This window comes from Mesorhizobium sp. B2-3-5 (genome assembly GCF_006442395.1).
Taxonomy (GTDB): Bacteria; Pseudomonadota; Alphaproteobacteria; order Rhizobiales; family Rhizobiaceae; genus Mesorhizobium.
In genome coordinates, this window is the sequence record NZ_VFVX01000009.1 from 76,797 (window position 1) to 102,341 (window position 25,545).

30 protein-coding genes and 1 other RNA gene are annotated in these 25,545 nt (G+C 63.4%); 12 read left to right on the plus strand and 19 right to left on the minus strand.

The genetic code is table 11. The features are described 5' to 3' along the window. Positions 1–8 precede the first annotated feature (8 nt). From FJ958_RS13190 to FJ958_RS13200, 3 genes are read right to left on the minus strand one after another with little or no spacing between them, the layout of a single operon-like run. Positions 9–539, minus strand: coding sequence for a GNAT family N-acetyltransferase (locus FJ958_RS13190; protein ID WP_140743197.1), 531 nt, complete (start codon positions 537–539; stop codon positions 9–11). A 46-nt stretch (positions 540–585) separates the two neighbouring features. Further along, the gene (locus FJ958_RS13195) at positions 586–894 is read right to left on the minus strand and encodes a hypothetical protein (protein WP_140743199.1); all 309 of its coding nucleotides are present in this window, start codon (positions 892–894) and stop codon (positions 586–588) included. Positions 895–898: 4 nt separating this feature from the next. Continuing rightward, positions 899–1,462 carry an XRE family transcriptional regulator gene (locus FJ958_RS13200; RefSeq protein ID WP_140743201.1) on the minus strand — a complete coding sequence of 188 codons (564 nt, stop codon included), beginning with the start codon at positions 1,460–1,462 and terminating at the stop codon, positions 899–901. 154 nt (positions 1,463–1,616) lie between these two features. Between FJ958_RS13200 and FJ958_RS13205 the strand changes: the two genes are divergently transcribed. Next, positions 1,617–3,449, plus strand: coding sequence for an ATP-binding protein (locus tag FJ958_RS13205; RefSeq protein ID WP_140743203.1), 1,833 nt, complete (start codon positions 1,617–1,619; stop codon positions 3,447–3,449). A 219-nt stretch (positions 3,450–3,668) separates the two neighbouring features. On the opposite strand, the gene FJ958_RS13210 is transcribed toward FJ958_RS13205, so the two are convergent. Both FJ958_RS13210 and miaA read right to left on the minus strand, forming a co-directional pair. Then, entirely contained in the window at positions 3,669–4,460 is a 792-nt protein-coding gene (locus FJ958_RS13210; RefSeq protein WP_140743205.1) for a GGDEF domain-containing protein, read from the minus strand. Between the two features lie 105 nt (positions 4,461–4,565). Then, positions 4,566–5,531, minus strand: coding sequence for a tRNA (adenosine(37)-N6)-dimethylallyltransferase MiaA (gene miaA, locus FJ958_RS13215; RefSeq protein ID WP_140743442.1), 966 nt, complete (start codon positions 5,529–5,531; stop codon positions 4,566–4,568). Between miaA and serB the strand changes: the two genes are divergently transcribed. Both serB and FJ958_RS13225 read left to right on the plus strand, forming a co-directional pair. Beyond that, on the plus strand, positions 5,521–6,408 hold the full coding sequence (gene serB, locus FJ958_RS13220) for a phosphoserine phosphatase SerB (protein ID WP_140743207.1): 888 nt from the start codon (positions 5,521–5,523) through the stop codon (positions 6,406–6,408). The two genes, miaA and serB, sit on opposite strands and share 11 nt — an antisense overlap. Beyond that, positions 6,405–6,977, plus strand: coding sequence for a GNAT family N-acetyltransferase (locus tag FJ958_RS13225; RefSeq protein WP_140743209.1), 573 nt, complete (start codon positions 6,405–6,407; stop codon positions 6,975–6,977). Before serB ends, FJ958_RS13225 begins: the two co-directional genes overlap by 4 nt. Positions 6,978–7,007: 30 nt before the next feature. Here FJ958_RS13225 and FJ958_RS13230 read toward each other — a convergent pair whose 3' ends face one another. From FJ958_RS13230 to FJ958_RS13255, 6 genes are all read right to left on the minus strand, one after another. Continuing rightward, a complete protein-coding gene (locus FJ958_RS13230; protein ID WP_140743211.1) occupies positions 7,008–8,525 on the minus strand; it encodes a DegQ family serine endoprotease in 1,518 nt (505 codons plus the stop codon). A 149-nt stretch (positions 8,526–8,674) separates the two neighbouring features. Beyond that, complete coding sequence (locus FJ958_RS13235) at positions 8,675–8,863, minus strand: DUF2065 domain-containing protein (protein ID WP_140743213.1); 189 nt, start codon at positions 8,861–8,863, stop codon at positions 8,675–8,677. Between the two features lie 6 nt (positions 8,864–8,869). Then, entirely contained in the window at positions 8,870–9,814 is a 945-nt protein-coding gene (locus tag FJ958_RS13240) for a protease modulator HflC (protein WP_140743215.1), read from the minus strand. Further along, entirely contained in the window at positions 9,814–10,929 is a 1,116-nt protein-coding gene (hflK, locus tag FJ958_RS13245) for an FtsH protease activity modulator HflK (protein ID WP_140743217.1), read from the minus strand. The genes FJ958_RS13240 and hflK overlap by 1 nt, the downstream gene beginning before the upstream one ends. Positions 10,930–11,094: 165 nt before the next feature. After that, on the minus strand, positions 11,095–11,613 hold the full coding sequence (locus FJ958_RS13250) for a dihydrofolate reductase (RefSeq protein ID WP_140743219.1): 519 nt from the start codon (positions 11,611–11,613) through the stop codon (positions 11,095–11,097). Next, positions 11,613–12,632: a DUF4424 domain-containing protein gene (locus FJ958_RS13255; protein ID WP_140743221.1), complete on the minus strand. Its 1,020-nt coding sequence runs from the start codon at positions 12,630–12,632 to the stop codon at positions 11,613–11,615. The genes FJ958_RS13250 and FJ958_RS13255 overlap by 1 nt, the downstream gene beginning before the upstream one ends. Before the next feature lie 126 nt (positions 12,633–12,758). Between FJ958_RS13255 and cobF the strand changes: the two genes are divergently transcribed. Further along, positions 12,759–13,520, plus strand: coding sequence for a precorrin-6A synthase (deacetylating) (gene cobF / locus FJ958_RS13260; protein ID WP_140743223.1), 762 nt, complete (start codon positions 12,759–12,761; stop codon positions 13,518–13,520). A gap of 136 nt (positions 13,521–13,656) precedes the next feature. Here cobF and FJ958_RS13265 read toward each other — a convergent pair whose 3' ends face one another. The 4 genes from FJ958_RS13265 to modA all read right to left on the minus strand — a co-directional run bounded on the left by FJ958_RS13265 (position 13,657) and on the right by modA (position 16,713). After that, positions 13,657–13,998: a winged helix-turn-helix domain-containing protein gene (locus FJ958_RS13265; RefSeq protein ID WP_140731937.1), complete on the minus strand. Its 342-nt coding sequence runs from the start codon at positions 13,996–13,998 to the stop codon at positions 13,657–13,659. A 79-nt stretch (positions 13,999–14,077) separates the two neighbouring features. Continuing rightward, positions 14,078–15,190, minus strand: coding sequence for a molybdenum ABC transporter ATP-binding protein (gene modC / locus FJ958_RS13270; protein ID WP_140743225.1), 1,113 nt, complete (start codon positions 15,188–15,190; stop codon positions 14,078–14,080). Continuing rightward, on the minus strand, positions 15,187–15,891 hold the full coding sequence (gene modB, locus FJ958_RS13275; protein ID WP_140743227.1) for a molybdate ABC transporter permease subunit: 705 nt from the start codon (positions 15,889–15,891) through the stop codon (positions 15,187–15,189). The genes modC and modB overlap by 4 nt, the downstream gene beginning before the upstream one ends. Before the next feature lie 27 nt (positions 15,892–15,918). After that, positions 15,919–16,713: a molybdate ABC transporter substrate-binding protein gene (gene modA, locus FJ958_RS13280; protein WP_140743229.1), complete on the minus strand. Its 795-nt coding sequence runs from the start codon at positions 16,711–16,713 to the stop codon at positions 15,919–15,921. Positions 16,714–16,884: 171 nt separating this feature from the next. On the opposite strand from modA, the gene FJ958_RS13285 reads away from it, so the two are divergent. After that, a complete protein-coding gene (locus tag FJ958_RS13285; RefSeq protein ID WP_140743231.1) occupies positions 16,885–17,094 on the plus strand; it encodes a molybdopterin-binding protein in 210 nt (69 codons plus the stop codon). Between the two features lie 10 nt (positions 17,095–17,104). Here the strand turns inward: FJ958_RS13285 and FJ958_RS13290 are convergent, their stop codons facing one another. Together FJ958_RS13290 and FJ958_RS13300 are read right to left on the minus strand one after the other, a co-directional pair. Next, positions 17,105–17,899, minus strand: a complete 795-nt coding sequence (locus FJ958_RS13290) for a thymidylate synthase (RefSeq protein ID WP_140743444.1) — start codon at positions 17,897–17,899, stop codon at positions 17,105–17,107. Between the two features lie 354 nt (positions 17,900–18,253). After that, on the minus strand, positions 18,254–18,565 hold the full coding sequence (locus FJ958_RS13300) for a DUF2853 family protein (RefSeq protein WP_140607920.1): 312 nt from the start codon (positions 18,563–18,565) through the stop codon (positions 18,254–18,256). A gap of 166 nt (positions 18,566–18,731) precedes the next feature. On the opposite strand from FJ958_RS13300, the gene ssrA reads away from it, so the two are divergent. Together ssrA and FJ958_RS13310 are read left to right on the plus strand one after the other, a co-directional pair. Continuing rightward, positions 18,732–19,092, plus strand: a transfer-messenger RNA (tmRNA) gene (ssrA, locus tag FJ958_RS13305). A gap of 116 nt (positions 19,093–19,208) precedes the next feature. Continuing rightward, positions 19,209–19,763, plus strand: coding sequence for an AAA family ATPase (locus tag FJ958_RS13310; RefSeq protein WP_140743233.1), 555 nt, complete (start codon positions 19,209–19,211; stop codon positions 19,761–19,763). Between the two features lie 61 nt (positions 19,764–19,824). Here the strand turns inward: FJ958_RS13310 and FJ958_RS13315 are convergent, their stop codons facing one another. Continuing rightward, positions 19,825–21,030: a multidrug effflux MFS transporter gene (locus tag FJ958_RS13315; RefSeq protein ID WP_140743235.1), complete on the minus strand. Its 1,206-nt coding sequence runs from the start codon at positions 21,028–21,030 to the stop codon at positions 19,825–19,827. 186 nt (positions 21,031–21,216) lie between these two features. Here FJ958_RS13315 and FJ958_RS13320 point away from each other — a divergent pair, with 186 nt between their 5' ends. The 4 genes from FJ958_RS13320 (at position 21,217) to FJ958_RS13335 (ending at position 23,035) form a co-directional block, all read left to right on the plus strand. After that, entirely contained in the window at positions 21,217–21,906 is a 690-nt protein-coding gene (locus FJ958_RS13320) for a TetR/AcrR family transcriptional regulator (RefSeq protein ID WP_140743237.1), read from the plus strand. A 145-nt stretch (positions 21,907–22,051) separates the two neighbouring features. Further along, entirely contained in the window at positions 22,052–22,588 is a 537-nt protein-coding gene (locus tag FJ958_RS13325; protein WP_140743239.1) for an SspB family protein, read from the plus strand. A 17-nt stretch (positions 22,589–22,605) separates the two neighbouring features. Next, the gene (locus tag FJ958_RS13330; protein WP_140743241.1) at positions 22,606–22,800 is read left to right on the plus strand and encodes a DUF4169 family protein; all 195 of its coding nucleotides are present in this window, start codon (positions 22,606–22,608) and stop codon (positions 22,798–22,800) included. A gap of 10 nt (positions 22,801–22,810) precedes the next feature. Further along, the gene (locus FJ958_RS13335) at positions 22,811–23,035 is read left to right on the plus strand and encodes a ribbon-helix-helix domain-containing protein (protein WP_140743243.1); all 225 of its coding nucleotides are present in this window, start codon (positions 22,811–22,813) and stop codon (positions 23,033–23,035) included. A gap of 1 nt (position 23,036) precedes the next feature. Here FJ958_RS13335 and FJ958_RS13340 read toward each other — a convergent pair whose 3' ends face one another. Continuing rightward, positions 23,037–24,932 carry a chloride channel protein gene (locus tag FJ958_RS13340; protein WP_246679589.1) on the minus strand — a complete coding sequence of 632 codons (1,896 nt, stop codon included), beginning with the start codon at positions 24,930–24,932 and terminating at the stop codon, positions 23,037–23,039. A 63-nt stretch (positions 24,933–24,995) separates the two neighbouring features. On the opposite strand from FJ958_RS13340, the gene FJ958_RS13345 reads away from it, so the two are divergent. Beyond that, on the plus strand, positions 24,996–25,433 hold the full coding sequence (locus FJ958_RS13345) for a helix-turn-helix domain-containing protein (protein WP_140743245.1): 438 nt from the start codon (positions 24,996–24,998) through the stop codon (positions 25,431–25,433). The last annotated feature ends 112 nt before the right edge of the window (positions 25,434–25,545 follow it).

Genomic DNA, 25,545 nt, shown 5'->3' on the forward strand with positions numbered 1-25,545 from the left:
GCGCGGAACTACCGCGACGGAGTGCCTATACGCTTCCAGTAGATCAGCGTGCCGGTCAGCCCACCATGCGGCTTCAGCGCATAGTCCGGTATTTCCCCGGTCAAAGTAAAACCGAGTTTTTCGTAGAGGCCCGAAGCGCCCTCCTCGGTCGCCGTGTCAAGAACCAGAAGCGTGCGCCCCTTGTCGGCTGCGAGACGCTCCGCCGCTTTCATCAGACGCGTTCCGACACCCCTGCCCCGGTATTCGACCGATGTCATCAGCTTGGCGATCTCGGCCCGGTGCGGCTGGTTGGGCGGGCAGTCGAGCAGCAAGGTGACGGTACCGACCAGGGCTCTGCCATCCCACGCGCCAAGCACCATCCTTTCGCCTCTTGCCGCCGCGGCCAGCGACCGCTCCCAGAATGCGCTTGCCGCCTCGGGCGCCAACGGATGCATGAAGCTGACCGAACCGCCGGCGGCAACCGTCTCGACCAGCAGGTCAGTCAGCATAGGCAACGTCTCGGCACTGGCGCTCAGGGCTCGGATTTCGATGGAATTCATGCCTGGTCCTCTGGAAACGGTGAATGGGCTCGGTTGCGTGCCGGCGTCAGTCGAGATGGCGCACGCGGCGTCGCTTGCGCGCGGCCTTGATGGCGCTGATGCGCTCGGCGTCGTATTCCCTGAGGTGCCGACCGCGCTCGAGTATCTCGAGCGTGTATTCCTCATAGGTCAGGCCCAGCCGTTCGGCCTTGTCCATGCGCATCAGCATGACGTCCCGGCTCGGCGCCTTCCATGCCTTGGCGTGCGCCGCCTGCCAAGCTAGGAAGATATACGGATCGCCCTTGCCCCATGGCGGCCCCTTGTAATCGTCAAGCGGCGGCCCCCCATTGTGGGAGCGCTTTGGCCGTCGTGCCATGATGTCAGCCCCTGACCAGCGCCACGAGATAGTCGGCGCCCGCCTCCAGGGCATGGAAGGTGCAGTCCGACGGCGCTCCGAGCGCCAGGCAGTCGCCGGGTTCCAGCCTGTGCACCACATCGCCCTCGGTGAAGTCGAGCCGGCCGGAAATCAGCCAGATCTGCTGCTTGATGAAGGCGTAGGAGGCCGACGGCAAGCTGACCCTGGCGCCGGCCGGCAGATGTACCTTGATCAATTCGAGTGGCATGTCGCATGCCGGTGACAGATGCCGCCTGACATAGCCCGTGTCGGGATCGCGCCATACCGGCTGGTCGGCCTCGCGCAGCACCCCGCCACCTTGCAATTCCACCCGCGCGATGAGGGTCGACAGCGTCATGCCGAAGGCGGCCGCGATGCGCACCAGAAGGGTCGCCGTCGGGCTGGTCATGCCGCGCTCGATCGTGCTCAGCATCGCCTTGGAAACGCCGGACCGCTCGGCGAGCTCGGCCAATGACCAGTCCCGCATGGTCCGTTCGGTACGGATTCGCCTGCCGATGCCCTGGGAAATATCGTTCGCTATATCATCCATTCGTCCGTTATAGCGAAACTCCGACAATGGAGAAGAGCCATTTTGCAACAATTTTCAACAAACCCTTAATCCTCCTTACACCATCCAGCCTCATCCGACCTTAACCCCATTCCGCTAGGGTCCATGCTCCAGGGAAATGGGGATTGGCCTGTCCATGTATGTCGAACGCGAAGCTTCCGTCGGAGGACCGACATCGCAGGAGCGCCGCAACGCAGAGCAGAACGACCGGCGCATCCTGGGCAATGTCGTGCAATGCGACGGCGCGCGCGCCACCATAAGCGCCTATGCCGACGACATTGACGGCGCCGTCACCGGCCTGTGGACGGTCGGCAAGATGATCTCCATCAATCTGGGCACGACGCGAACCGTCGGCCTGGTCTATGCCATCGGCAAATCGGACCGCGCCTGGAGCGATGAGGGCCAGAACGCCATCGAGGTCAGCATCGAGCTGATTGGTGAAGTCCGCGACGCGGCCGAACCCGGCGCCAAGCCGATCTTCGACCGCGGCATCACCACCTATCCACACATTGGCGCCGTCGCGCACCGCATCCGCAGCCGCGACCTCCAGGCCGTCTACGACCTGGCCGGCCGGCATTCCATCACCATCGGCTCGCTGTCGCAGGACGAGGCGATCGCCGCCAACATCGCCATCGACGACACGCTGGCGCGCCATTTCGCCATCGTCGGCACCACCGGCGTCGGCAAGTCCACCGCCGTCTCGCTGCTGCTGCGCAAATCGATCAGGGCGCGACCCGACCTGCGCATCCTGATCCTCGATCCGCACAACGAGTTCGCGGCCTCGCTGCCCGAATATTGCGTAAGGGTCGATTCCAAGACGCTCGACCTGCCGTTCTGGATGTTCAAGCTCGAGGAATTCGCCGAGGTGCTGTTTCGGGGTCGTGAAACCGACCCGGAAGAGCTCGACGCTTTGCGCGATCTCATTCCGCTCGCCAAGAATCTCTACCGCAACCCGAGCTCGGGCGCCTATCTCAGGCGCGGCAGCGATGCGCTGACCGCCGATACGCCTGTGCCTTACCGCATCGCCGACCTGCTCAAGCAGATCGACGAGCGCATGGGCATGCTCGAAAGCAAGAACGAACGCCCGACGCTCAAATCGCTGAAGACGCGGATCGAATCGGCGGCCGCCGATCCGCGCTACCGCTTCATGTTCAACTCGCGCCTGATCGAGGACACCATCCACGAGACGATCGGCAACATTTTCCGCGTGCCGCATCACGGCCGCCCGGTAACCTGCTTCGAGATGGCCGGCATGCCCTCCGAAGTGGTCAACTCCGTCTGTTCGGTGCTGGCGCGCCTGGCCTTCGACCTTGCTTTGTGGAGCGAGGGCAAGCTGCAACTCCTGCTGCTGTGCGAGGAAGCGCACCGCTACATGCCGGCCGATGCGCGCCTCGGCTTTGCGCCGACACGCCACGCGCTGTCGCGCATCGCCAAGGAAGGCCGCAAATATGGCTGCTACCTCGGCGTTGTCACCCAGCGTCCGGGCGAGCTCGACCCGACCATCCTGTCACAGTGCTCGACCTTCTTCGCCATGCGGCTCGCCAACGAGCAGGACCAGGCGATCATCCGCTCGGCCATCGCCGACTCGTCCGCCTCCACGCTGGCCTTCCTGTCGTCGATGGGCCAGCGCGAAGCCATTGCCTTCGGCGAAGGCGTGGCGACGACGATGCGGCTGAAATTCGAAAGACTGCCGGCGCAGCTGATCCCCGGCACGTCCAGGCGCGAAGAAACCGCGTCGCCGAAGAGCGGCGACGATGTCGACCTGGTGGCGATCGTCGAGCGGTTGCGCAACGTGCCGAAGCCACAGCAGCAGGCGATCCCCTTCGCCGAGGTGGTCGATTCCGGCCGGCAGGCCGGTGATCCTGATTATCGCAAGCCGGCAACCGCCCGAGTCCAGTCGGACGACGATTTCGACATGCGCTACGGCCTCAAACCCGCGACCTTCGGCCTGCGTCCCCAGAACGATTGAGCCTGCAGCTCGCGGACGATCGACTGGGAAGCCGCACCAAGCCTCAACAAGTTCTGCTTCGTGGGCCGTCTTGGGTAAATCCCGTCAGGGATTTCGTCAGGCTGAGTCCGGGTGGTGCTGTTTTCGAGAACCGGAGCGGAGCGGACATTCAGTCCGTGAGCACCGGAAGCGCAGAAAACAGCGGCAGACGGCCAGCCTCACGAATTCAATGATGGGATTTCAAGCGCAGACGCGGTTGCGGCCTTGCCTCTTCGCCTCGTAGAGCTGACGATCCGCGCGACGGTAAAACTCCTCGGCCGTTTCCTTGCGGTCCCACACGGCAAGGCCGACGCTGGTCGTGATCTTGAGCCGGACATTGCCCGAGAGGACCGACATGTTGGCGATCGCCCTGCGGATGCGCTCGGCGAATTTGGCCAGCAGTTCCGCCTCCATGTTGGGCGTGACCACGGCGAACTCCTCGCCACCCAACCGCGCCACCACGTCGTGGTAGCGTGTCATGTCCTTGAGGCAGTTGGCGACAGCCCGGAGCACCTCGTCGCCGACATCGTGGCCATGGGTGTCGTTGACCTGCTTGAAATGGTCGAGATCGAGGATCATCAGCCCGACCGGCTTTTCGATGCGCCGGAACTCCTCGAGATATTCCTTCAGCGCATCGTCGAAATAGCGCCGGTTCTGCATGCCGGTCAGGCCATCCGTCAGGGCGGCATGCTCGAGCGTTTCGGAGCGGGCGCTGAGTGAAACCGTCATGGCGCGCAGCTTGCCTTCTTCCGTCGCCTGTTTGCGGATCAGCGGATAGATGAAGAAGATGCCGAAAAACAGCGCGGTCGCAAGCAGCACGCCCGTCGCGAACAACAGCTTGTTGAGGTAGATGACCTTGTCCAGGCCCGAGGCCGTATGGAGTTCGGTGGCGAAGGATTGCAAGAGCCCATAAGCGTGCAGCGTCACCAGGCCGGCGGCCAGGATCACGAAGATAAAGACGAAGAAAGCGGATTCCGCCTTATGGAAACGCATCTGCTCCCCGATGGAAAAGTACCCATCGACCTTATGGCACGGACCGACTTACGGAGCGTTAATTCCAACAACTTCGGCGAGAACCTTTCCCTCGATGTCGACTTTTTAAGTTGCATTAGCAACCAGCGTTGAAATCTTGGTTTCGAGATCGTCACCCGGGCACAGTCTTTGCCATTCCGGCCCCAGCTGATGTCGAAACCAGGTCGCCTGCCGCTTGGCATATTGCCGTGTTGCGATCTTGGCGCGTTCGATCGCCTCGGGAAAGCTGGATTGTCCGGCCATCGCGGCCTGGAGTTCGCGAACGCCGATCGCCTTCATCGCCGGCAGATCCGGATCGAGGCGAAGGGCCGCCAATTGCCTGACCTCTTCCAGCGCACCCTTTTCCAGCATCTGGTCGAAGCGCCTTTCGATGCGATCAACCAGCGCCGCCCGGTCCGACTCGATGACCAGAAAACGGGCCGTCTGCCTGTCGATGAGCGGGCGACCGCGCGCGGCCTGCCAGTCCAGGATCGATCGGCCGGAGGCGTCGAGCACCTCCAGCGCCCGCACGATGCGCTGGCTGTCGGTTGGCTTCAGCTGCATTGCGGCTCTCGAATCCTCGCGCAGCAACAAGGCGTGCAGCTTGACCGCGCCTTGCTCCTTCAGCTCATGGCGCCAACGGTCGCGGATCCGCTGCGGAATATCGGGCATTTCGGAAATGCCTTCGGCCAGCGCGCGAAAATAAAGGCCGGTGCCGCCGACGAAGATTGGCCTCCGCGAGAGCGTTCCCTCGTCGATGAGTTTCATCACGTCGCGCAGCCAGGCGCCGGTGGAATAGGCGCTGCCGGGATGGACGTGCCCGTAGAGAAAATGCGGCACGCGTGCAAGCTCGGCCGCCTCCGGCCTCGCGGTCAACACGTCGAGAACAGAATAGCCTTGCATGGAATCGGTGTTGACGATGACGCCGCCTGTGCGCTCGGCCAGATCGAGCGCCAGCGCCGACTTGCCGCTGGCGGTCGGCCCGGCTATCAGGATCGCGTTCTTCACGCGGCCCTCGCCCGCATCCGCGCCGGAATTCTCGATGCCGCTCATTGCCACGCTTGTTTCCCGTCCCGCAGACCGCGCTCTGTCGCCGTCGCTTGCGAATATGGCCTCGCGCTCGGTGGGCGCAAGCACTGTTATCTGGCTGGCAGAAGGGATTGCCTGCGATCTCGCCTTGCCGCAAGCGGCCGACGCCGCCGATATCACCGCTGCGCTGCGCACCGTACTGGCCGCCGAACCGGTCGATGTGATCGTCCAGCAGGCCGAAACGCGTCGCAAGAAAATCCTCCTCGCCGACATGGATTCGACCATGATCGACCAGGAATGCATCGACGAACTGGCCGACGAGATCGGCGTCAAGGAGCACGTCGCGTCGATCACCGCGCGGTCGATGAACGGTGAGATCGCCTTCGAGCCGGCGCTGCGCGAACGCGTGGCGCTGCTCAGGGGCCTCGATGCCGCCGTCGTCGACCGCATCGTCGCCAACCGCATCACATTGGCCTCGGGCGGCCGGGCGCTGGTCCAGACCATGCGCGCCAACGGCGCCTGGACAGCGCTCATCTCGGGTGGCTTCGAGGTCTTCACCACGCGCATCGCTGATATGCTCGGCTTTCAGGAAAACCGCGCCAACCGTCTGCTCGAACAGGACGGACGCTTCACCGGGCTGGTTGGCGAGCCGATCCTCGGCCGCGCCGCCAAGGCCGAGGCGCTGATCGACATTTCGGCGCGCCTGGGATTGACGCCGGCCGAAGCCATTGCCGTTGGCGACGGCGCCAACGATCTCGACATGATCCGCCTCGCCGGCACCGGTGTGGCGCTTCATGCCAAGCCGGTCGTGGCGGCGCAGGCCAAGGTCCGCATCGACCATGGCGACCTGACGGCCTTGCTCTATGTCCAAGGCTATCGTCAGGAAGAGTTTGTGCAATGAAACCTATGCGCACCGAGCGCCTCATCCTGCGCAATTGGGAAGAGCGCGACCGTGAGCTCTTCCATCGCATCAACTCCGATGACCGCGTCATGGAGTTCTTCCCGTTCCGCCGCGACCGCGCCGCGGCGGACGCCAAGATGGACCAGGTCCGCGCCTGGGTCGATGCGGATGGCTATGGCTTCGCCGCGGCCGAGATTGCCGCCACCGGCCAGTGCGTCGGCTTTGTCGGACTATCAGGAACGGAGGATATGGACGTGCTGCCGGCCGGCACGATCGAGATCGGCTGGCGGCTGGCGCCCGAATTCTGGGGCAAGGGCTATGTCACCGAGGCCGCCGAGGCGTGGCTCGCCTATGGTTTCGAGACGCTCGGCCTCGACGAGATCGTGTCCTTCGCCGTCGCCGAAAACCACCGTTCGACCGCCGTCATGAAACGCCTCGGCATGACGACCGACCCGTCGGCCGATTTCGATCATCCCGGCATTCCCGACAGCCATCCCGCGCTCAAGCGCCATGTGCTCTACCGGCTCTCGCGCGCCGCGTGGCGGGCGCGAAAAAAGGCGGCCGGTTAGCCGCCTTCTGGAAGTCGCTTGATTGAAAGCTCAATCCATCCGGATCGTCACAAAGCGCAGTTCACCGGTCTTCGACGCCAGCATCAGCAGCGCGTTCTTGCGCCCCTGCTCCTTCAGCGCGCCGATCCGATCCATGACATCCTTGGGCGTGGCGACCGATTCCTGCGCGATCTCGGTGATCACCTCGCCCGGCTGGATGCCTCGCTCGGCGGCGGCCGAGTCCTTTGCCACGTCGGTGATGACGACGCCGGAGACATCGGCGGCGATGCTGAACTTCTTGCGCGTCTCGTCGTTGAGCTCGCCGACGGTCATGCCAAGCACCGAGGCGGTCGAGACCGCCGGAGCCTTGTCGCCGCCCTTGTCCTGATTGGTATTGCCCGGCTCACCGCTTGCGAGCTTCTCACCATCCTCAAGCCGGCCGAGCGTCACCTTCACGGTCTGCTCGACACCCTTGCGCACGATCAGCACGTCGACGGCCTTGCCGACGGGGCTTTCGGCGACCACGCGCGGCAGGTCGCGCATTTCATGGATGTCCTTGCCATCGAACTTGATGATGACGTCACCGGCTTGGATGGTGCCGTTGTCGACGGGACCGCCCTTGATGACGCCAGCGACCAACGCGCCCTTGGCCGTGGTCATGCCGAGGCTTTCGGCGATGTCGGCCGTCACCGGCTGGATGCGCACGCCGAGCCAGCCGCGCCGCGTCTCGCCATACTGGCGCAACTGGTCGACAACACCCGAGGCGAGCTGCGAGGGGATGGAAAAACCGATGCCGATCGAGCCGCCGGACGGCGAAATGATCGCCGTGTTGATGCCGATGACCTCACCGGCGCTGTTGAACAGCGGTCCGCCCGAATTGCCCCGATTGATCGCGGCGTCAGTCTGGATGAAGTCGTCATAGGGACCGGAGTTGATGTCGCGGTTGCGCGCCGAGACGATGCCGACCGTGACCGTGCCGCCAAGGCCGAACGGATTGCCGACCGCCATCACCCAGTCGCCGACGCGCATCTTGGTGGAATCGCCGAACTTCACCGCGGTCAGCTTGTGGCCTTTCGGATCGACCTTCAGCACGGCGACATCGGTCTTGGTATCGGTGCCGACCAGCGTCGCCTTCAGCGTCACCCCATCGGAGAAATTGACCTCGATGTCGTCGGCATCGGCGATCACGTGGTTGTTGGTGACGACGATGCCTTGTTCGGCGTCGATGACGAACCCCGAGCCCAGCGACTGCACCTTCTGCGCGCTATTGTCCTTGCCGCCGCCGCGATTCTTGAAGAAATCGTCGAAGAAGTCCTGGAACGGCGAGCCTTCGGGAAGCTGCGGCATCGGCACGGCACCGGGACCTTCCGTGCCCTTCACCGTCTGCGAGGTCGAGATGTTGACCACCGCGCCGAGCAGGCCTGCCGCGAGGTCGGCCACCGAAGCAGGCCCGTCATTGGCGAATGTCGGCGTCACGAAGGACGGGATGGCGGCGGTGCCGACAAGAAGCGCCGCCGTGCCAGCGATGAACGTCCGCCGTACCGTGCGCAGAAGCAGTGTGGATGTCATCGAGAGGCCTCCCGGTATTTCTGAGAAAGAAAGCGCAACGGCGAAAACACCGTGTCGCGCCATGTTGGCAAAAAATAAGGCACGTTTGCGGCTAGGACTATCCGCGGAGGATAAATCCTCCGTTATGCCCGAGACGAAAACCGGCCGCCTCATCCACCCCGCACCAGCCAGACGACGCCGACACCGATGGCGACCGCGGCCAGCCCGGCGATCCGCAACGCATTCTCCGGCATCGACAGCACCTCGCCCGCGAGCTTCCTCGCGAAGCCGGGAAAGCCGCCATAGACCAGGCCCTCTATGACGAAGACCAGGCCTATCGCCGCGAAGAAATCCTGCACCGGCCGTTACTGGCTGGTGCTGGGTTGTGTCGTCGGCGCGGCAGGCGCCGATGCTGGTTTCGCCGGCCCTTCCTTGCCATCGGGATCGCGGAAGTAGCGGAAGAACTCCGAACTCGGCGACAGCACCATGGTCGTCCCGGTATTGTCCAGCGCCGTGCCGTAGGCGTTCATCGACCGGTAGAAATCGAAGAAGGCCGGATCACGCTTGTAGGCGTCCGCGAAGGTGGCGCTGCGTTGGGCCTCGCCTTCACCGCGCAGGATCTCGGACTCCTTCTGCGCTTCGGCGACGATCTCGACGACCTCGCGGTCGGCGCGGGCGCGGATACGCTGCGCCGCCTCGTTGCCGCGTGCCCTGAGTCTTTCGGCCTCGGCCAGACGTTCGGCCTTCATGCGATCGTAGGTCTGTTGCGAGACCTCGGCCGTGAGGTCGGTCCGGCGGATGCGGACATCCTCGATCTGCAGGCCGAGCGAGGTGGCGTCGGGCCGGAGCTGATCGCGCACTTCGCGCATCATCACCGCGCGCTCTTCGGAGAGTGCGGCCTCGAAGTCGCGCAGACCGTAGACGCGGCGCAAGGCGGCGTCGAGGCGGGTCCTGAGCCGCGCTTCGGCGAGTTCGATCTGGCCGGACACCGCGGCACGGAACACGCGTGGATCCGAAATGCGGTAGGCGATGAAGGCATCGACCTCGTAGAACTTGCCGCCCGAAACCTGGACGCGGATGTTGTCGAGGTCGAAACGCAGCACCCGGTTCTCGATCAGTTGCACCGTGTCGGCGTCGAAGAACGAGAACGGCGCCTTGAAGTAGATGCCAGGTTCGGTCTTGACGTCGACGATTTCGCCGAAGCGCAGCACCAGCGCCTGCTGGCGCGCATTGACCACGAAAACCGACGAATAGATCAGGAACAGGATAACCGCCGCGATGACGACGAAGACGGGAAGACGGTTGCCCATCACCGGTTACCTCCCGTGTTCGCGCCAGGCGTGGCTGGTGCAGGCGCTTTCTGCTGCAATGCCGGCAGCGGCAGATAGGGAACGACCCCTTGCCCGTTGCCCTGCTCGACGATGACCTTGCCGGAGTCCTTCAGAACCCTCTCCATGGTTTCGAGATAAAGGCGCTTGCGCGTTACGTCGGGCGCCTTGGCGTATTCGTCGTAGACGGAGATGAAGCGCTGCGCCTCACCTTCGGCTTCCTGCACGACCCTGTTCTTGTAGGCGGCCGCGTCTTCGCGGATCTGTGCGGCCTCGCCGCGCGCCTGACCGAGCTTCTGGTTGGAATACTGGTTGGCCTGCTCGACGAACTTGTCCTCGTCCTGTTCGGCGCGCTGCACCTCGTCGAAGGCGTCAGCCACTTCGCGCGGCGGTGCCGCGTCCTCGATCGAGATGGCGTTGACCTGCAGGCCGGCCTTGTAGCCGTCCAGCGTCGTCTGGATGATCTCGCGCACCGAGGCCGCTATGCCCTGGCGGTCGTCGCGGAAGATATCCTGCGCCGGCCTGCGGCCGACGGCTTCGCGCATGGCACTTTCGGCGACCTGCCGCAGCATGCCGTCCGGATCGGAGACGTCGAACAGATAGGCCCGGGGATCGGAGACCTGATAGGCCACCGAAAACTGCACGTTGACGATGTTCTGGTCGCCCGACAGCATCAGGCCGTTGCCGCTGGTGTTGCCGCCGCCGATATCGACGAGCTGCTCGGAAATCTTGGCCGTCTCGACGGTTTCAAGCGGCCACCAATGGAAATGCAGGCCGGGCTGCGACAGTTGGGCCTTCGGCTTGCCAAAGCGCAGTTCGACCGCGACCTCGTCGGGCTGCACGGTATAGACGGCCTGGAATGCCCACAGAACGACCAACACCGCGGCGATCAGCCCGAACACGGCCGGACTGGCGCCACCGCCGCCGGGCAGCGCGCGCCGCAGCCGGTCCTGTCCGCGGCGGATGATGTCTTCAAGATCGGGAGGCGAGCCCTGCGGGCCGCTCGGTCCCTTTGGCCCCTGCCCCCAGGGTCCCTGATTGTTGCCGCCGCCCCCCCAAGGGCCGCCGCCTCCGCCACTCTTGTCGTTCCAGGGCATGAATGTCCTTTCGCTTGGAATTCCCTCAAGCGCCGGCGTTGCGGCGCAAATCCAGTTGTTCTTCTATAGGGACGCCACCGCACGCTTTCAACGCGATGCGCCGCGACTTCATCCGTTTTGGGCCGGTAGCGACCCTTTGTCGTCCTTCAATACCGTTTTTGTCTTTCAAAGTATGTCGCGGCGGCGCTCGTAAACCGTATAGCGTGTTGCATGGCTGTCCTTTTCGCCGGCCGGAATATCCTGCGTCCTTACCACGCGCCAGGATTTCGGATCGATCGGCGGGAAATGCGCATCGCCGTCGACGGCGGCCAGCACATGGGTGACGTGCAGCCGGTCGGCCAGCGGCAGCGCCTGGGCATAGATCTCGCCGCCGCCGACAACGCAGACCTCGTCCACGCCAGCCATGCAGCGTCCGCGCACCGTTGCCAGCTGAATCGCGGCTTCCAGCGTATGCGCCACCTCGACGCCCTCGGCGCGCCAGGCCTTGTCGCGGGTGACGACGATGTTCAGCCGGCCCGGCAATGGCCCGCCTATGCCCTCATAGGTCTTGCGGCCCATGATGATGGGCTTGCCCATCGTGTCTGCCTTGAAACGCTTGAGATCGGTGGAGAGCCGCCAGGGCAATCCACCGTCCCGGCCGATCACGCCATTCTCCGCGATGGCAACGTAGATCGCGATGTGCATCAGTTCGCATCCCCGCCATTGCTGTCCGACGGTTCGAGCAGCAGGATATCGATATCGTGCTCGGGATAGAAATCGTCCGCCGTCATCTCGAAGGCCGTCGGCCCGACCTTTTTGACGTTGTCGCCACAGAACGAAACCAGCGCTTTCGGATTGCCCTTGTCGACGGTCAGCTTGAACTTGCCGATGCTGCCGGCCGCCCAGTTGCCGCCGGTGGTCAGGATATAGGCGATACGGCGCTCGTAATACCGGGGATAACCGTCCGCATTGTCCTTGGCGGCCTTTCGCACCGCATTCTCGAACGTATCGTCCATGCAGTAGCGGGTCTTGTAGGCCGCGTACTGCCCCTGGAACTTGCCGTCGTAAAAGAAACTGACCGAAGACGTACCGCCGACGCTGGGCTTGTAGCGGTGCGAGACATGAACGTCCTTGTTCGCCGGAAAGGTCGAGCGCCACCAATAGGTCGAGCGCAATTGCCAGAAGGGTGTATAGGCTGGGGTGGCGCCCGGGCCGCTATCCGCCGCTGGATCTTGTATGATGATGCCGCGGCTCTCCCAGTCCCGGGCAACCGCCCGCGGCAGCTTCGCCAGTGCCGCCTTGGCCGCGTCGCCGAACGGATTGAACGGCACATTCTGCGCCTTGAGGTCGGCACTGATGTCGATACCGAGCGCAAACACCTTCTGTTCGAGCTGCGGTGTTGCCGGGGCACCGTCGATCGTCACCTCGAAGCCGAGGAAATTGTCGCTCTGGTTTTCGGGGATCGCCGGCATCTCCTCCGGATCGCCCGAGATGTCGGGCATCGGGAAGGCGACGATCGCTTCAACGTCCTTGTCGGTGTTGTTGTGGAAGACGTAGTCGACCGTCACCTTTTCCGGCGAGATGAAGAGGTCCTCGCTTTGCATCGCCACGGCGTCGCTGCGTGACAGGATCAGGCCGCCGGTGCCGAGTTCGGCAATCGAGTCGTTGGCAAAGGCAGGCGCGATTGAAAACGCCAACGCCACGGCCAGAACATATCGCAACATCGAAGCCCCCTCGGCTGGAATGCCTAGGATGACCCTAGCTGTTTCGACCTGGCGTTTCAAAGCCCTTCCGCATCCGAGGCACGCCGGTCTGGACTATCAGGTTCCGATCGGGCAGGAGTTCGCTCCATGCGCAAACTTCTCGTCATCGGCATCGGCGCCGGCAATCCCGACCACCTGACCGTGCAGGCCATATCAGGTCTGAACCGAGCCGACGTGCTGTTCATCCCCGACAAAGGGGCTGACAAGAACGACCTGGCCGAGCTGCGGCGCGAGATATGCGACCGCTTCGTCACCAACCCCAAGTCACGCCGGGTCGAGTTCGACGTGCCGGTGCGCGCCGAACCGACGTCCTCCTACCGCTCGACCGTCGACGACTGGCACGAAGCCATCGCCGCCATCTATGAAGGCCTGATCGGCGACGAACTCGGCGACGACGGCTGCGGCGCGTTCTTGATCTGGGGCGATCCCTCGCTCTATGACAGCGCGCTACGCATCCTCGAGCGGGTGAGCCTGCGAGGCAACGTCGCCTTCGAACTGGAGGTCATCCCTGGCATCACAGCCATCCAGGCGCTTGCAGCCAGCCACAAAACAGCACTGAACCGCATCGGAGATTCCATCCTGATCACCACCGGCCGGCGGCTGACCGAGGAAGGCTTGCCGGAAAATGCCGGCTCGGCGGTGGTCATGCTCGACGGCAAATGCGCCTTCAACACGCTTGCCGACAAGGATGTCTTCATCCAGTGGGGCGCCTATCTCGGCACGCCGGACGAGATCATCATCTCCGGCCGTCTCGGCGATGTCGGCGCCGAGATCGAAAAAGTCCGCGAGGGCGCCCGCCGAAAGAAGGGCTGGATCATGGACACCTATCTTCTGCGCAAGCCGGAGTAAGGGCAGTAGGCAGTAGGCAGTAGGCAGTAGGGAATGATATTCCCGAAGTGAAGTAAGTCATCTGTTCGAACAAAAAGCTCCGACGGTCGAGAACGGTGCTGCCACCCTACTGCCTACTGCCTACTCCCTTATTGCGCTACCCCGCATCAATCTCCGCTTGCAACGCATCCATATGCGTCGCTGCCGCGGCGGACGCCGCCCGCTCGATGGCACGAAAGCGGCTGACCACCGCAAGGCCGACAGTCGTCAATTGCGCGCCACCACCCTTGCGGCCCCCGGTCTGCGCCGAAACCAGCGGCTTGCCGAATACCCGGTTCATATCCTCGACCAGATCCCAGGCATGCTTGTAGGACATCTCCATGCCGCGTGCGGCGGCTGAGATCGAGCCGAAGGTGGCAATGTGCTCCAGCAGTTCGATCTTGCCCGGACCGATTCGCCCGTCCGGATCGAGATTTATCCGCAAGCTCAGCGACGGCATGTGCTGTCCTCCGCGATCACATTAGCCTCTCTCGATCCATAGCGCTATTCCGAAATGATATAGCGATCGCATCCGGCGGTCAGCCATCCGCTTCGACCGGCAAGCCGGCGCTGGTGTTGGCGCGGTCGAAACTCACTGTCTTGACCACCGCGAAAATCTTGCCGCCAAGCCGCAGCCTCAGCGCCTGCCGCGACTGTTCGGTGATCCGGGCCAGTACGGTTGCGCCATGGCAATCGATGCCGATCTCGACTGTCGGCCCCTCGCCCGGATTGATCGCGACGATCACGCCGGGCAGGATGTTGAGCGCGCTCAGGCCCGTTGGTTTCTCCGTCGCGATCATCACATCGCGGGCACGAATGCGGATACGCACAGGCGCTCCGGGCTTCATTGCAAGACGCGGCACGCGGATCTCGCCGGCGGCCGAGCCGAGCACGGTCATGCCGAAAGCCTCGTCGTGACGCAGCACTTTGGTATCCAGAACCGCACCGCCCTCGCCGCGCTCTTCCACCGGCAACAGGTCGAGCCTTTGCATGACGGCCTCGGTCGGACCGCTGGCGACGACCTTGCCTTGCGCCAGCATCACCACATCGCTGGCCAGCCGCGCCACTTCGGCGACCGAATGGCTGACATAGACGATCGGGATCTTCGTCTCGTCGCGCAGCCGCTCGATATAGGGCAGGATCTCGGCCTTGCGCGCCTCGTCGAGCGAAGCCAGCGGCTCGTCCATCAGCAGCAATCCGGGGCTGGCCAGCAGCGCCCGCCCGATCGCCACACGTTGCTTTTCGCCGCCCGAAAGCTTTGCCGGGCGCCTGTCCAGCAGCGGGCCGATGCCGAGCAATTCGACAACGGCCTCCATGTCGGCGTAGCGCTCCTTTGCCGGCGTGAACCAGCGGCCGTAGCGCAGATTGCTCATCACGCTCATATGCGGAAACAGGCGCGCGTCCTGAAACACCATGCCGATACGGCGTTTGTGCTTCGGCACGAAAATGCCGGCATCGGTGTCGACCAGCACGCGGCCCTCGACCTCGATGCGCCCCTTGTCGGGCCGGATCAGCCCGGCGATCATGTTTATCAGCGTCGTCTTGCCCGAACCGGACGCCCCGAACAGCGCCGTCAGCCGCCCGGCGCTCTCGAAGTGGACGTCGATGGCGAAATCGCCGAGCCGGTGGCCGATGTCGACGAGGACGCTCATTCGATATCCATTCGTCGGCCGACCCGCCGCGCCAGCACTTCCGAGGCGACCAGTGCCGTCATCGAAATGACAATCGAGATCAGCGTCAGCCGTAGCGCGCCTTCATCGCCGCCCGGCACCTGCGTGAAGGTGTAGATCGCCGACGGCAGCGTCTGCGTTTCGTTGGGAATGTTGGAGACGAAAGTGATGGTCGCACCGAACTCGCCCATCGCCTTGGCGAAGGCGAGGATGGAGCCGGCGATCAGCCCGGGCAGGATCAGCGGCAGCGTGATGGTGCCGAACACCCACAAAGGATTGGCGCCGAGCGTTCCCGCCGCCGCCTCCATCTTGCGGTCCACCGCCTCGATCGACAACCGGATCGCCCGCACCATCAAGGGAAAACCCATGACGCCGCAGGCGAGTGCCGCACCTGTCCAGCGGAACGAAAAGACGATGCCGAAATACTCGGCCAGGAAGGCTCCGGCCGGGCCGCGCTTGCCGAAAGTCAAAAGCAAGAGATAGCCGGTCACCACGGGCGGCAGGATCAGCGGCAGGTGAACCACGCCATTGAGCAGCGTCTTGCCCCAGAATTGGCCTCGGGCAAGCAGCAGCGCGATCGCTATGCCGGGCGGCAGGCTGGCGAGCATCGCCACGGTCGCCACCTTGATGGACAGCCGCACCGCATTCCATTCGTCGGGAGTGAGGTCCAGCAGCCAGTTCATGTCGAGGCATCAGGTCCTTTTCGAAACTCAGTTGCTCGGCGTCAGCACCGTGAAGCCCTGCTCCTTGAAGAGCGCGCCGGCCTTGGCCGACTGCAGGCACTTCAGGAAGGCCGGCGTATCCTTGTCCTTCGAGTCGGTGGTCTGGGCAACCGGATAGATGATCGGCGGATGCGAATCCTCCGGGAAGGTGCCGACCACCTTGACGCCCCTTTCGGCATGCGCGTCGGTGGCGTAGACAATGCCGAGCGCGGCTTCGCCTGTAGAAACCAGCTTCAGGGCGGCGCGGACATTCTCGGCTTGCGCCACCTTGCCCTCGACCGACGACCAGACGCCGAGCGATTCCAGCGCTGCCTTGCCGTACTTGCCGGCGGGCACCGCCTTGAAATCACCCATGGCGAGCTTGCCGTCGCCAACCAGCTTGGCCAGGTCGAACCCCTTCTCGATCTTGGCTTCGATTTTCGAATCCTTCGGCGCCACCAGCACGATCTCGTTGCCGAGCAGTTTCACTTCGGTGTCGGGCCTGGTCAGCTTCTTGTCGGAGAGATACTTCATCCAGTCGAGATCGGCCGAGATAAACACATCGGCAGGCGCCCCGCCCTCGATCTGCTTGGCCAGCGCCGAGCTCGCGGCGTAGGAGACCGTCGCGGCCTCGCCGACATCGGCTTCGCATGCCTTGTTCACCGCGTCGAGTGCATCCTTGAGACTGGCCGCTGCAAATACCACGACCTTGCCTTCCGCGTGTGCTGCCGGCACGCCGGCCATCAACGCCACTGCAAACCCGCCAATGGCGATCGCCTTCAACCCGAAACCTTTGCGTGTCATCGAAAACTCTCCCTGGTTTGAAATCCGATCGGCTCGAAGCCTGCCGATCGATATATCCGGATGAACATAACAAGGGAAGGCTTTTCACCCAATGACGTCATTGCGCCGGGACGTCGGGCCGACCTACCATGGGGCCGGTTTGGATACAGCGAAAAGCACGGAGTTAACCGAATGAAGATCAGCGCCCGCAACACCCTCAAGGGAACGATCATCGAGATCGTCAAGGGAGCCACCACCTCGCATGTCAGGATCGACATTGGCGGGGACGCCATCGTGACGGCCTCGATCACCAACGAGGCCCTGGCCGACCTCAAGCTCCAGGAGGGCAAGCCAGCTTACGCCGTCATCAAGGCTTCGGACGTGATGGTTGGGATCGACTGAGCCTGGTGGCTCACACCGCGATCGGCGCCTTGATCGACGCATCGGCGATGTAGTTTTCCAGGCGGAAATCCTCGAAGCGGAAGGCGAACAAATCCTTCACCTCCGGGTTGATCCACATCGTCGGCAGCGCCCTCGGCGTGCGCCGCAATTGTTCGCGCGCCTGTTCGAAATGATTGGAGTAGAGATGCGCGTCGCCGAGCGTATGGACGAAATCGCCGGGCTTCAGCCCGGTCACCTGCGCAACCATCATGGTCAGCAGCGCGTAGGACGCGATGTTGAACGGCACCCCGAGGAAGATATCGGCCGAACGCTGGTAGAGCTGGCAGGAAAGCCGGCCCTCGGACACATAGAACTGGAACAGGCAGTGGCAGGGCGGCAGCGCCATCGCCTCCACCTCGGCCGGGTTCCAGGCCGAAACGATCAGCCGCCGCGATTGAGGATTGCGGCGTATCTCCTTCAGAAGATTGGCGATCTGGTCGATCGAACCGCCATTGCCATCCGGCCAGGAGCGCCACTGCTTGCCGTAGACCGGGCCGAGGTCGCCATTCTCGTCGGCCCATTCGTCCCAGATCGTCACGCCGTGGTCTGTCAGGTATTTGATGTTGGTGTCGCCAGCCAGGAACCAGAGGAGTTCATGGATGATCGACTTCAGGTGCAGCTTCTTCGTGGTGGTGACGGGAAAACCGCGCGAGAGGTCGAAACGCATCTGGTAGCCGAAGACGGAGCGCGTGCCGGTACCGGTGCGGTCGCCGCGATCGGCACCGTTTTCCAGCACATGCTGCAGGAGGTCGAGATACTGGCGCATTGGTTCCGGCTCGATTCGAAGGGTATGCACTATAGCCGCCATACGGACGGCCGAACACTCAAAACGATGTCAGCGTTGCTGGCACCACCACTCTTCCCAAGCGTTTGCGCCGCCCCTCATTGCCCTGCCGGGCATTTCTCCCCGTATAGTGACGGGGAGAAAAAGGCTAGTTGCGACGTCGCGCGCTCTTTGCAACGCTGGCAATTGGCAAAACCGGCAATCGCAGCGTCCTTCTCCCCGTCACTATACGGGGAGAAGATGGCGGCAGCCAGATGAGGGGCAGCGCTAGCGCATGGTGAAGTGAAAAACAAACCTGTCCTGCCGCACCAGTCCTGGCGAACCGACCAGCGACCGTCAGAGCGAGCCGAGCTTGCCCAGTTCCTTGGCCACCAGATAATAGAAGGTCACTCGGCCCTTGCTGTGGTCCGCGTGCATTGCCTTGCAGGTTTTCTCGATCGCGGCATCGGCTTTCGCCCCATCGCTGACGCCGAGCTTCTTGGCCACCCAGCTCTCCTTGACGCGCTCAAGCTCCTTCGGGTCGGTGCAGGACACCAGCGAAGAGTCGCGGTTCCTCAGCGCAATACCCAGATGCTTGACGATCTTTTCGACGGCGTCGGCGCTGGCGCCCGCGTCGTATTTCTTCACATCCGCAAGATAGTCGGCCATCAAAATTCCCCTCGTCGGCGCCACGGATCCGATCGATGAGGGCTGTGGCGCTTCGCAACTTGTGCGCTAGGTCGGTAACTCCTCACCGCCCGCAAAGCTTCGGTTGAGACCGTGCCCAAGTCAACCCTCGCCGTCGCGATTTGACACAGGGACAAAGCCGCATTGCGGCCTTTCATTTCAGCGAAACGCCCCCTATATTCGTTTTGTCGGCTTGACCGACTATGGCGATAAACAGGCGATGAAATAAGCCGTTCGGACCCGGGGGCGGTACCCGGCGCCTCCACCAAAAGCCGCTGTTGACGACAGAGCGGTTTTTGCTGGGGGCGAAATAGGATCGACGAAGGTGTAAAGATCGTACTTTTGCCCGGCATTGTACCACCGTCATCGGGCTAAACTTATAGTTGCCAACGACAACTATGCGGAAGCACGTCTCGCTGCTTAATGCAGTGCGATAGCTTCAAATCAAGCCCTAGGGGTTCGCACTTCTAGGCGGGGTTCGGAGGTACCTGGCAACAGAAACCTCCACTTCTCCCCTCCCTCAATATACGCCACGCACGACGGCAAGGCTCTTGCTGTCCAGACTTCGCTCGACCCTGTTGGCCGCGAAGCCGCCGCGTCGCGTGCCTACCCGATGGACAAAAAGATGCAGAACGATTCCGATCGATTCTTCGTGCTGACCGGCGGCCCGGGCTCCGGCAAGACCACTTTGATCGAGGCGCTGAAACAGGCCGGGTTTGCGACGGCGCCGGAGGCCGGACGCGGCATCATTCGCGACCAGATGGCGATCGGCGGTCCCGCCCTGCCCTGGCGGGACCGCGCGCTCTTTGCCGAACTGATGCTGTCATGGGAATTGCGTTCCTGGCATGCCGCGCACGCCAAGTCCGGTCCGGTCTTCTTCGATCGCGGCGTGCCGGACACGCTCGGCTACCTCAGGCTCTGCGGCCTGCGGGTGCCGGATCATCTCGTCAATGCGGCGGAGAAATTCCGTTATGCGCGCCGTGTCTTCGTCGCGCCGCCCTGGCCGGAAATCTTCGCACAGGATGACGAGCGCAAACAGACGCTGGACGAAGCCAGACGCACCCATGATTCGGTGGCTGGCGTCTATGCCGAACTCGGCTACGAACTGGTGCCTCTGCCGCTTGTGCCGGTTGAGGAGCGGGTTCGCTTCATCCTCGTCGAGGCCGGTCTGCGGGCATAAAGGCTCCGAGCATGAAAAAGGCCGGGACGAACCCGGCCCCTTCCATGCGTTTTGCGGCTGCTTATTCCGCAGGCGCCTCGACGGCTTCGCGCGAGCGGCCGAGCGTGACTTTGGCCAGCGTGAACGAGATCACCGCGCAGAGCGTGATACCGGCGACCATCGGCAGCGGCGTGCCGTCGAAGAACACGCCGGCAACGCCCATCGCCAGCGCGCCTATGGCGAAGTGCAGCGTGCCCATCAGCGCCGAAGCCGTGCCTGCGATCTCCCCATGCTCTTCCATGGCCAGCACCGAAGTGGTGGGGATGACCAGGCCGAGGAAGCCGTAGCCGACGAACAACAGGGCCGCCATCACGTCGAGCCGGTCGACACCCGTCGCCATCACCGCCAGCAGCACCACCATCGTGGTCGCATAGCCCGTCACCGCGACGCGCACCACGCGCCGCAGCCCGAAGCGCTCGGCCAGCAGTCCCGTCAGCTGCGACATGCCGATGAAGGCCACCGCGTTGATCGAGAAGAACACGCTGTAGACCGAAGGCGACAGCCCGAAATGGTCGATCAGGATGAAGGATGAGCTCGACAGATAGACGAAGAAGCTCGCAATGCCGAAGCCTGCGATCGCCACCAGGCCAAGGAAGTTGCGGTCGCCCATGAGGAAACGATAGCCGGCAAGGGCGGTGCCAAAGGAGGAGCCAACGCGTTCTTCCGCCGGCCGCGTCTCCTTGAGCGAGGTCGCGAGCAAAATGGTGGCAAGGGCTGCCGCGCCGGTCACCGTCCAGAAGACGGCGCGCCAGCCGAAATTCTCGATGATCTGGCTGCCGGTCAGCGGCGCCAGGATCGGCGACACCGAAAACACCAGCATCAGCAACGACATCAGCTTGGCGGCCTCGTTACCGGTGTGCAGGTCGCGCACGATGGCGCGCGGCACGGCCATGCCGGCGCTGGCCCCAAGGCCCTGCAGGAAGCGGAAGGCGATCAGCCACTCGATGGTCGGCGCCAGTGCCGAACCGACGCCGCCGACCATGAACAGTGCCAGACCGCCATAGAGCGGCAGCTTGCGGCCGACCATGTCGGAGATCGGCCCGACGACGATCTGGCCAAACCCCATCGACAGGAAGAAGATCAGCAGGCTCATCTGCACGGCGGCGGTGCCGGCATGCAGATCCGCGCCGATCGACGGCAGGGCGGGAAGATACATGTCGATGGCGAACGGGCCGATGGCGGACAACAGGCCGAGCACGACCGCGATGCGGAGGAATTTGGGACTCATGATATTGGTTTCTTTCGAATCTGGTTGCCGCACCGAAGCAGCGCGTAACCCTAGGACGTTCCATCCCGCAAGATTCCGACTCCCCAAGCACGGAAATATTCGCTTCGGGACGAATCTCTTTTATCTTTATGCCCATAAATTTAGACAGGCTTGTCCAAATCGTCAATCATCTCTATATGGATTTTTATGAGATTGGGCGTTTCTCCTGACACTTTCCCGCCACGCGGCCACGAGGCCAAGCGGCTGTCGATCGTTGAAGCCGCGGCCGGCGTGTTTTGCCGCGAAGGCTTCGCCGGCGCCAATATCGACCTGATCGCCGCCGAGGCAGGCGTGTCGCGCCAGACTGTCTACAATCACCATGGCGACAAGGAGAAGCTCTTCATGGCCGTGGTGCGCGACCTTACCGAGCGCTGCAACGCCGGCATCTTCGCCACCATTGCCACCTTCCCCGATCAGCCCGGAGATCTCGAAGCCGACCTGATCGGCTTTGCCGTCCGTTTGAACCAGAACTGCATCTGCAACCGCGACGGAAAATTCCTGCGCAAGCTGATCCAGACCGAAGGCGAGCGCTATCCCGAACTGTTTGCCGAGTGGCGCGAACAGGGTCCGGGCAGGACATGGCCGGCCATCGCCGCACGCTTCGCCCGCCTCGCTCATGGCGGCTATCTCGCGATCGAGGACCCCGATGTCGCGGCGCGCCAGTTCCTCGGCCTGGTCAATGCCGAACTGCAGACCACCTTCATGCTCGGCTGCACGCCGCGCGAGGACGAGGTGGTGCAATCGGCGACCAATGGCGTGCGCACTTTCCTGCGTGCTTTCGGCAAGCGCCCTTCCCCAAGCAGCGTCAAAAAGCAAAGCGCGCTGGCTAACGCATAACATTTGCGATTGATGAAGCCGGCTTCGCCGATCAAATCGTCGGCAATAGTCCTCGCTTCGACGCGGCAGCGGTCTATATGCGGTTTACGCCGCGCTCAAGCTTGATTACAGCTATACGGACGATTCAACGGAACCCGACCACCACATGGCCGACGACCACATCCGCTACGACATTCTGGCCCAGGAGGCGTTGCGCGGCGTCATGCGCAAGGTCCTGGCCGAAGTCGCGCGCACCGGCCTCCCCGGCAATCACCACTTCTTCATCACCTTCCTAACCGGCGCGCCAGGCGTGCGCGTGTCGTCGCGCTTGCGCGAGCGCTATCCCGAGCAGATGACCATCGTCATCCAGTTCCAGTACTGGGACCTGAAGGTGACCGACACCGGCTTCGAGGTCGGCCTGTCGTTTTCCGACGTGCCGGAGAAACTCGAGATCCCGTTCTCGGCCGTGCGCGGCTTCTATGACCCATCGGTCAATTTCGAGCTCGAATTCGACGTCAAGACCGACGCGCAGGCCGACGAGGAGCCGGCCCAGCCTATCCCCGAACCGCTGACCATCGTCACGGAGAAGAAGCCGAAAGCCGAGAAGAAGGCCCCGGCCGAACCGGAGAAGAAACCCGCCGCGGCTGACGCCGGCACCAAGGGCGCCGAAGTGGTTTCGCTCGACGCCTTCCGCAAGAAATAGTCTCGCGGGCCGCCGCCATGGCCGACATCGTCAATCTCCGCCAGGCTCGCAAGCAGAAGGCGCGGGAAGACAAGGCGCGCGTCGCCGAACAGAACCGGGCGCTGCACGGCCGGTCCAAGGCGGACAGGCAGCGCGACCGGCTGACTGCCGACAAGGCCGAGAAATTTATCGCCGGCCATCGCCTCGACCCCTCCGGCAAGGACGAACAATGAGCCTTTGGCCGTGAGCGTCGTCGAAAAGCGTTCGGTGACCATTCGCGGCCACCGCACCAGCTATTCCCTCGAAAAACCCTTCTATGACGATCTCGTCGCCATTGCCGCGGAGAGAAAGCTGACACTCGCCGCGCTTGTCGCCGAAGTCGATGAGACCCGGCCTCGCGACACCAACCTGTCCTCGGCGCTCAGGCTCCATGTACTGGAGTGGGCCAAGCGCGGAATGAACGCGTAGACTAGACACTCTCGGCCGCGTCCGCCTTTTTCCCGCGGCGGGTGCCGAAGCCGAGCAAGGTCGAGCGGTCGTGCTCTTCGGCCTGTTTCCTCGACCGCACGCGCATCAGGTCCTTCCAGCCGACATAGCCGACCAGTTGCAGGCTTTCGGGGTTGACCACGGGCAGATGGGACACGTTGGCCATCAGCAGCTTGTCGGACAGGCCTTCCAGATATTCGTCGGGGTAGGCGAGCGTCACCTTGCTTCCGGCAAGCAAGTCGCCGAGCGTCGTCGTCCTGTGCTTGCCGGCACGGCGCCAGCGCAGAATTGCCGGCGGATCGATGAGACCGAGCACCTGCCTGTTCTCATCCACCACAGGAAAGCTCGGATGCCGCGTTTCCGGTGCGGTCAGGAAAGCCGCCGCGCCATGCAGCGTCATGGTCGCCGGCACGCTCTCGACCTGCGAGGTCATCACCTCGCGCACCCTGGTCAGCGCGAAGGGATCGACACGATATTCACGAACCAGATGATGTCCTCTTCTGGCGATCTTCTCGGTCAGGATCGAACGTTTCATCAGCAGCACCGTCACGGCGTGCGCCGCCGCACAGGCCGTGATCAGCGGCACCAGCACATGCGTGTTGCCGGTCAACTCGACGGCGAAGAACGTCGCCGTCAGCGGCGCGCGCATCGTGCCGCCCATCGTGGCGGCCATGGCCAGCAGCGTCCAGAAACCCGGATCCGCTTGAGGCAGAATTCCGGCAAGCACCGCTCCCATCGCCCCGCCCATGATCAGAAGCGGCGCGAGCACGCCTCCGGATGTTCCCGAACCGAGCGCCACCGACCAGATGATGGCCTTGACCACGAGCAGGAGCAGTGCCGCGGTGGCGAGCGTGCGGCCATCGAGCATGTCGCCGATATTGTCGTAGCCGACACCGAGCGCCTGCGGCTCGATCAGGCCACCGATGCCGACCACCAGGCCGCCGATCATCGGCCACCACATCCAGTGGATCGGCAATTTCTGAAAGGCGTCCTCGCAGCCATAGACCATCTGCGTCAAAAGCCCCGACAGCAGGCCGGCGCAGATGCCGACCAGAACCCAGCCGCCAAGGCCAAGGAACGAGACCGCCATGCCGCCCTGGAACGGGAAGATCGGCCCAGGCAGATGCAGCAGAGTGCGCTCGACCTCGGCGATGATCGCGGCAACTGCAACGGGAATGAAGCTGCGCGGCGTCCATTCGAACAGAAGCAGCTCCACCGCGAGCATGATCGCGGCGATCGGCGTGCCGAACACGGTGGTCATGCCCGCCGCCGCCCCCGCCACCAGCAATGTCTTGCGCTCATTGTCGCTGACCGGCAGCATCTGCGCGATCAATGAGCCGATGGCGCCGCCGGTCATGATGATCGGCCCCTCGGCGCCGAACGGGCCGCCGGAGCCGATCGAGATCGCCGACGACAGCGGCTTCAGGATCGCCACCTTGGCATCGAGCCTTGAACGTCCGAGCAGGATCGCCTCGATGGCCTCGGGAATGCCATGGCCGCGGATCTTCTCGCTGCCATAACGCGCCATCAGGCCGATGATCAGCGCACCGATGACCGGGACGATGACGGCGGCAAGCCCAAGCGGCGTGTCCTGCAGCTTCAGCTCGGCGAGCGAGAACTGGCCGAAATAGGCGATGTTGGTGGCGAGCCGGATCAGCTCCAACAGCGCGATGCCGGCAAACAGCCCAGCCGTGGCGACCACAACGGCTATTGCCGCGATGAACAGCACCCGTGCATCGGTGGTGAAATCCCTGAGATGACCGGGGTTGGGTTGACGGGTCTTCTTCGTGGTTTGCTTCCTGGCGGCGGGCCGTGTCTGGGATATGCGGCACGGTCGAAACGGCCGGCCGGATTGTCGGCTGGCTATGTATCGTAACACGATATAATTATTCAAGCCGGTTTCGCATGAAATCCGTTTGAGCTTTCGCCGGAAAACGAACAAATGTCTGGCATGACGCAGCCCGCAAAACCTCGCCCCGCCATCAAACAGGCCGACTACCAGCGGCTGTCCGAGTTTCGCTATCTGATCCGCCGCTTTCTCGAATTCAGCCAGTTGCAGGCGGAAGACGCCGGACTGACACCGCGTCAGCATCAGGCACTGCTGGCGATCAAGGGATATCCGAGCGGCGGACCGGTGACGGTCGGCGACCTGGCGGAGCGCCTGCGCATCCGCCACCACAGCGCCGTCGAACTGGTCAACCGTCTTAGCGAGGCGGGACTGGTCGTGCGGGATCAGGACAAGGACGACCATCGCCGTGTGCTGCTGCGGCTGACGGAGCGCGCCGACGATTGCCTGGCCGAGCTGTCGGCGGCGCATCTCGACGAGCTCTCGCGCATCGAACCCATGCTGAGGCGCCTGCTCGATCGGGACCGCGAGTGACATCTCGGATCTTGGGTGGAACGATACCGATTATTTCCCGGCACCCGAATCCCTTGGCTTCGCCGCAGCGTCTTGACGCAGGACAGCCAAAGCAGCCGATGCCGTGAAATCA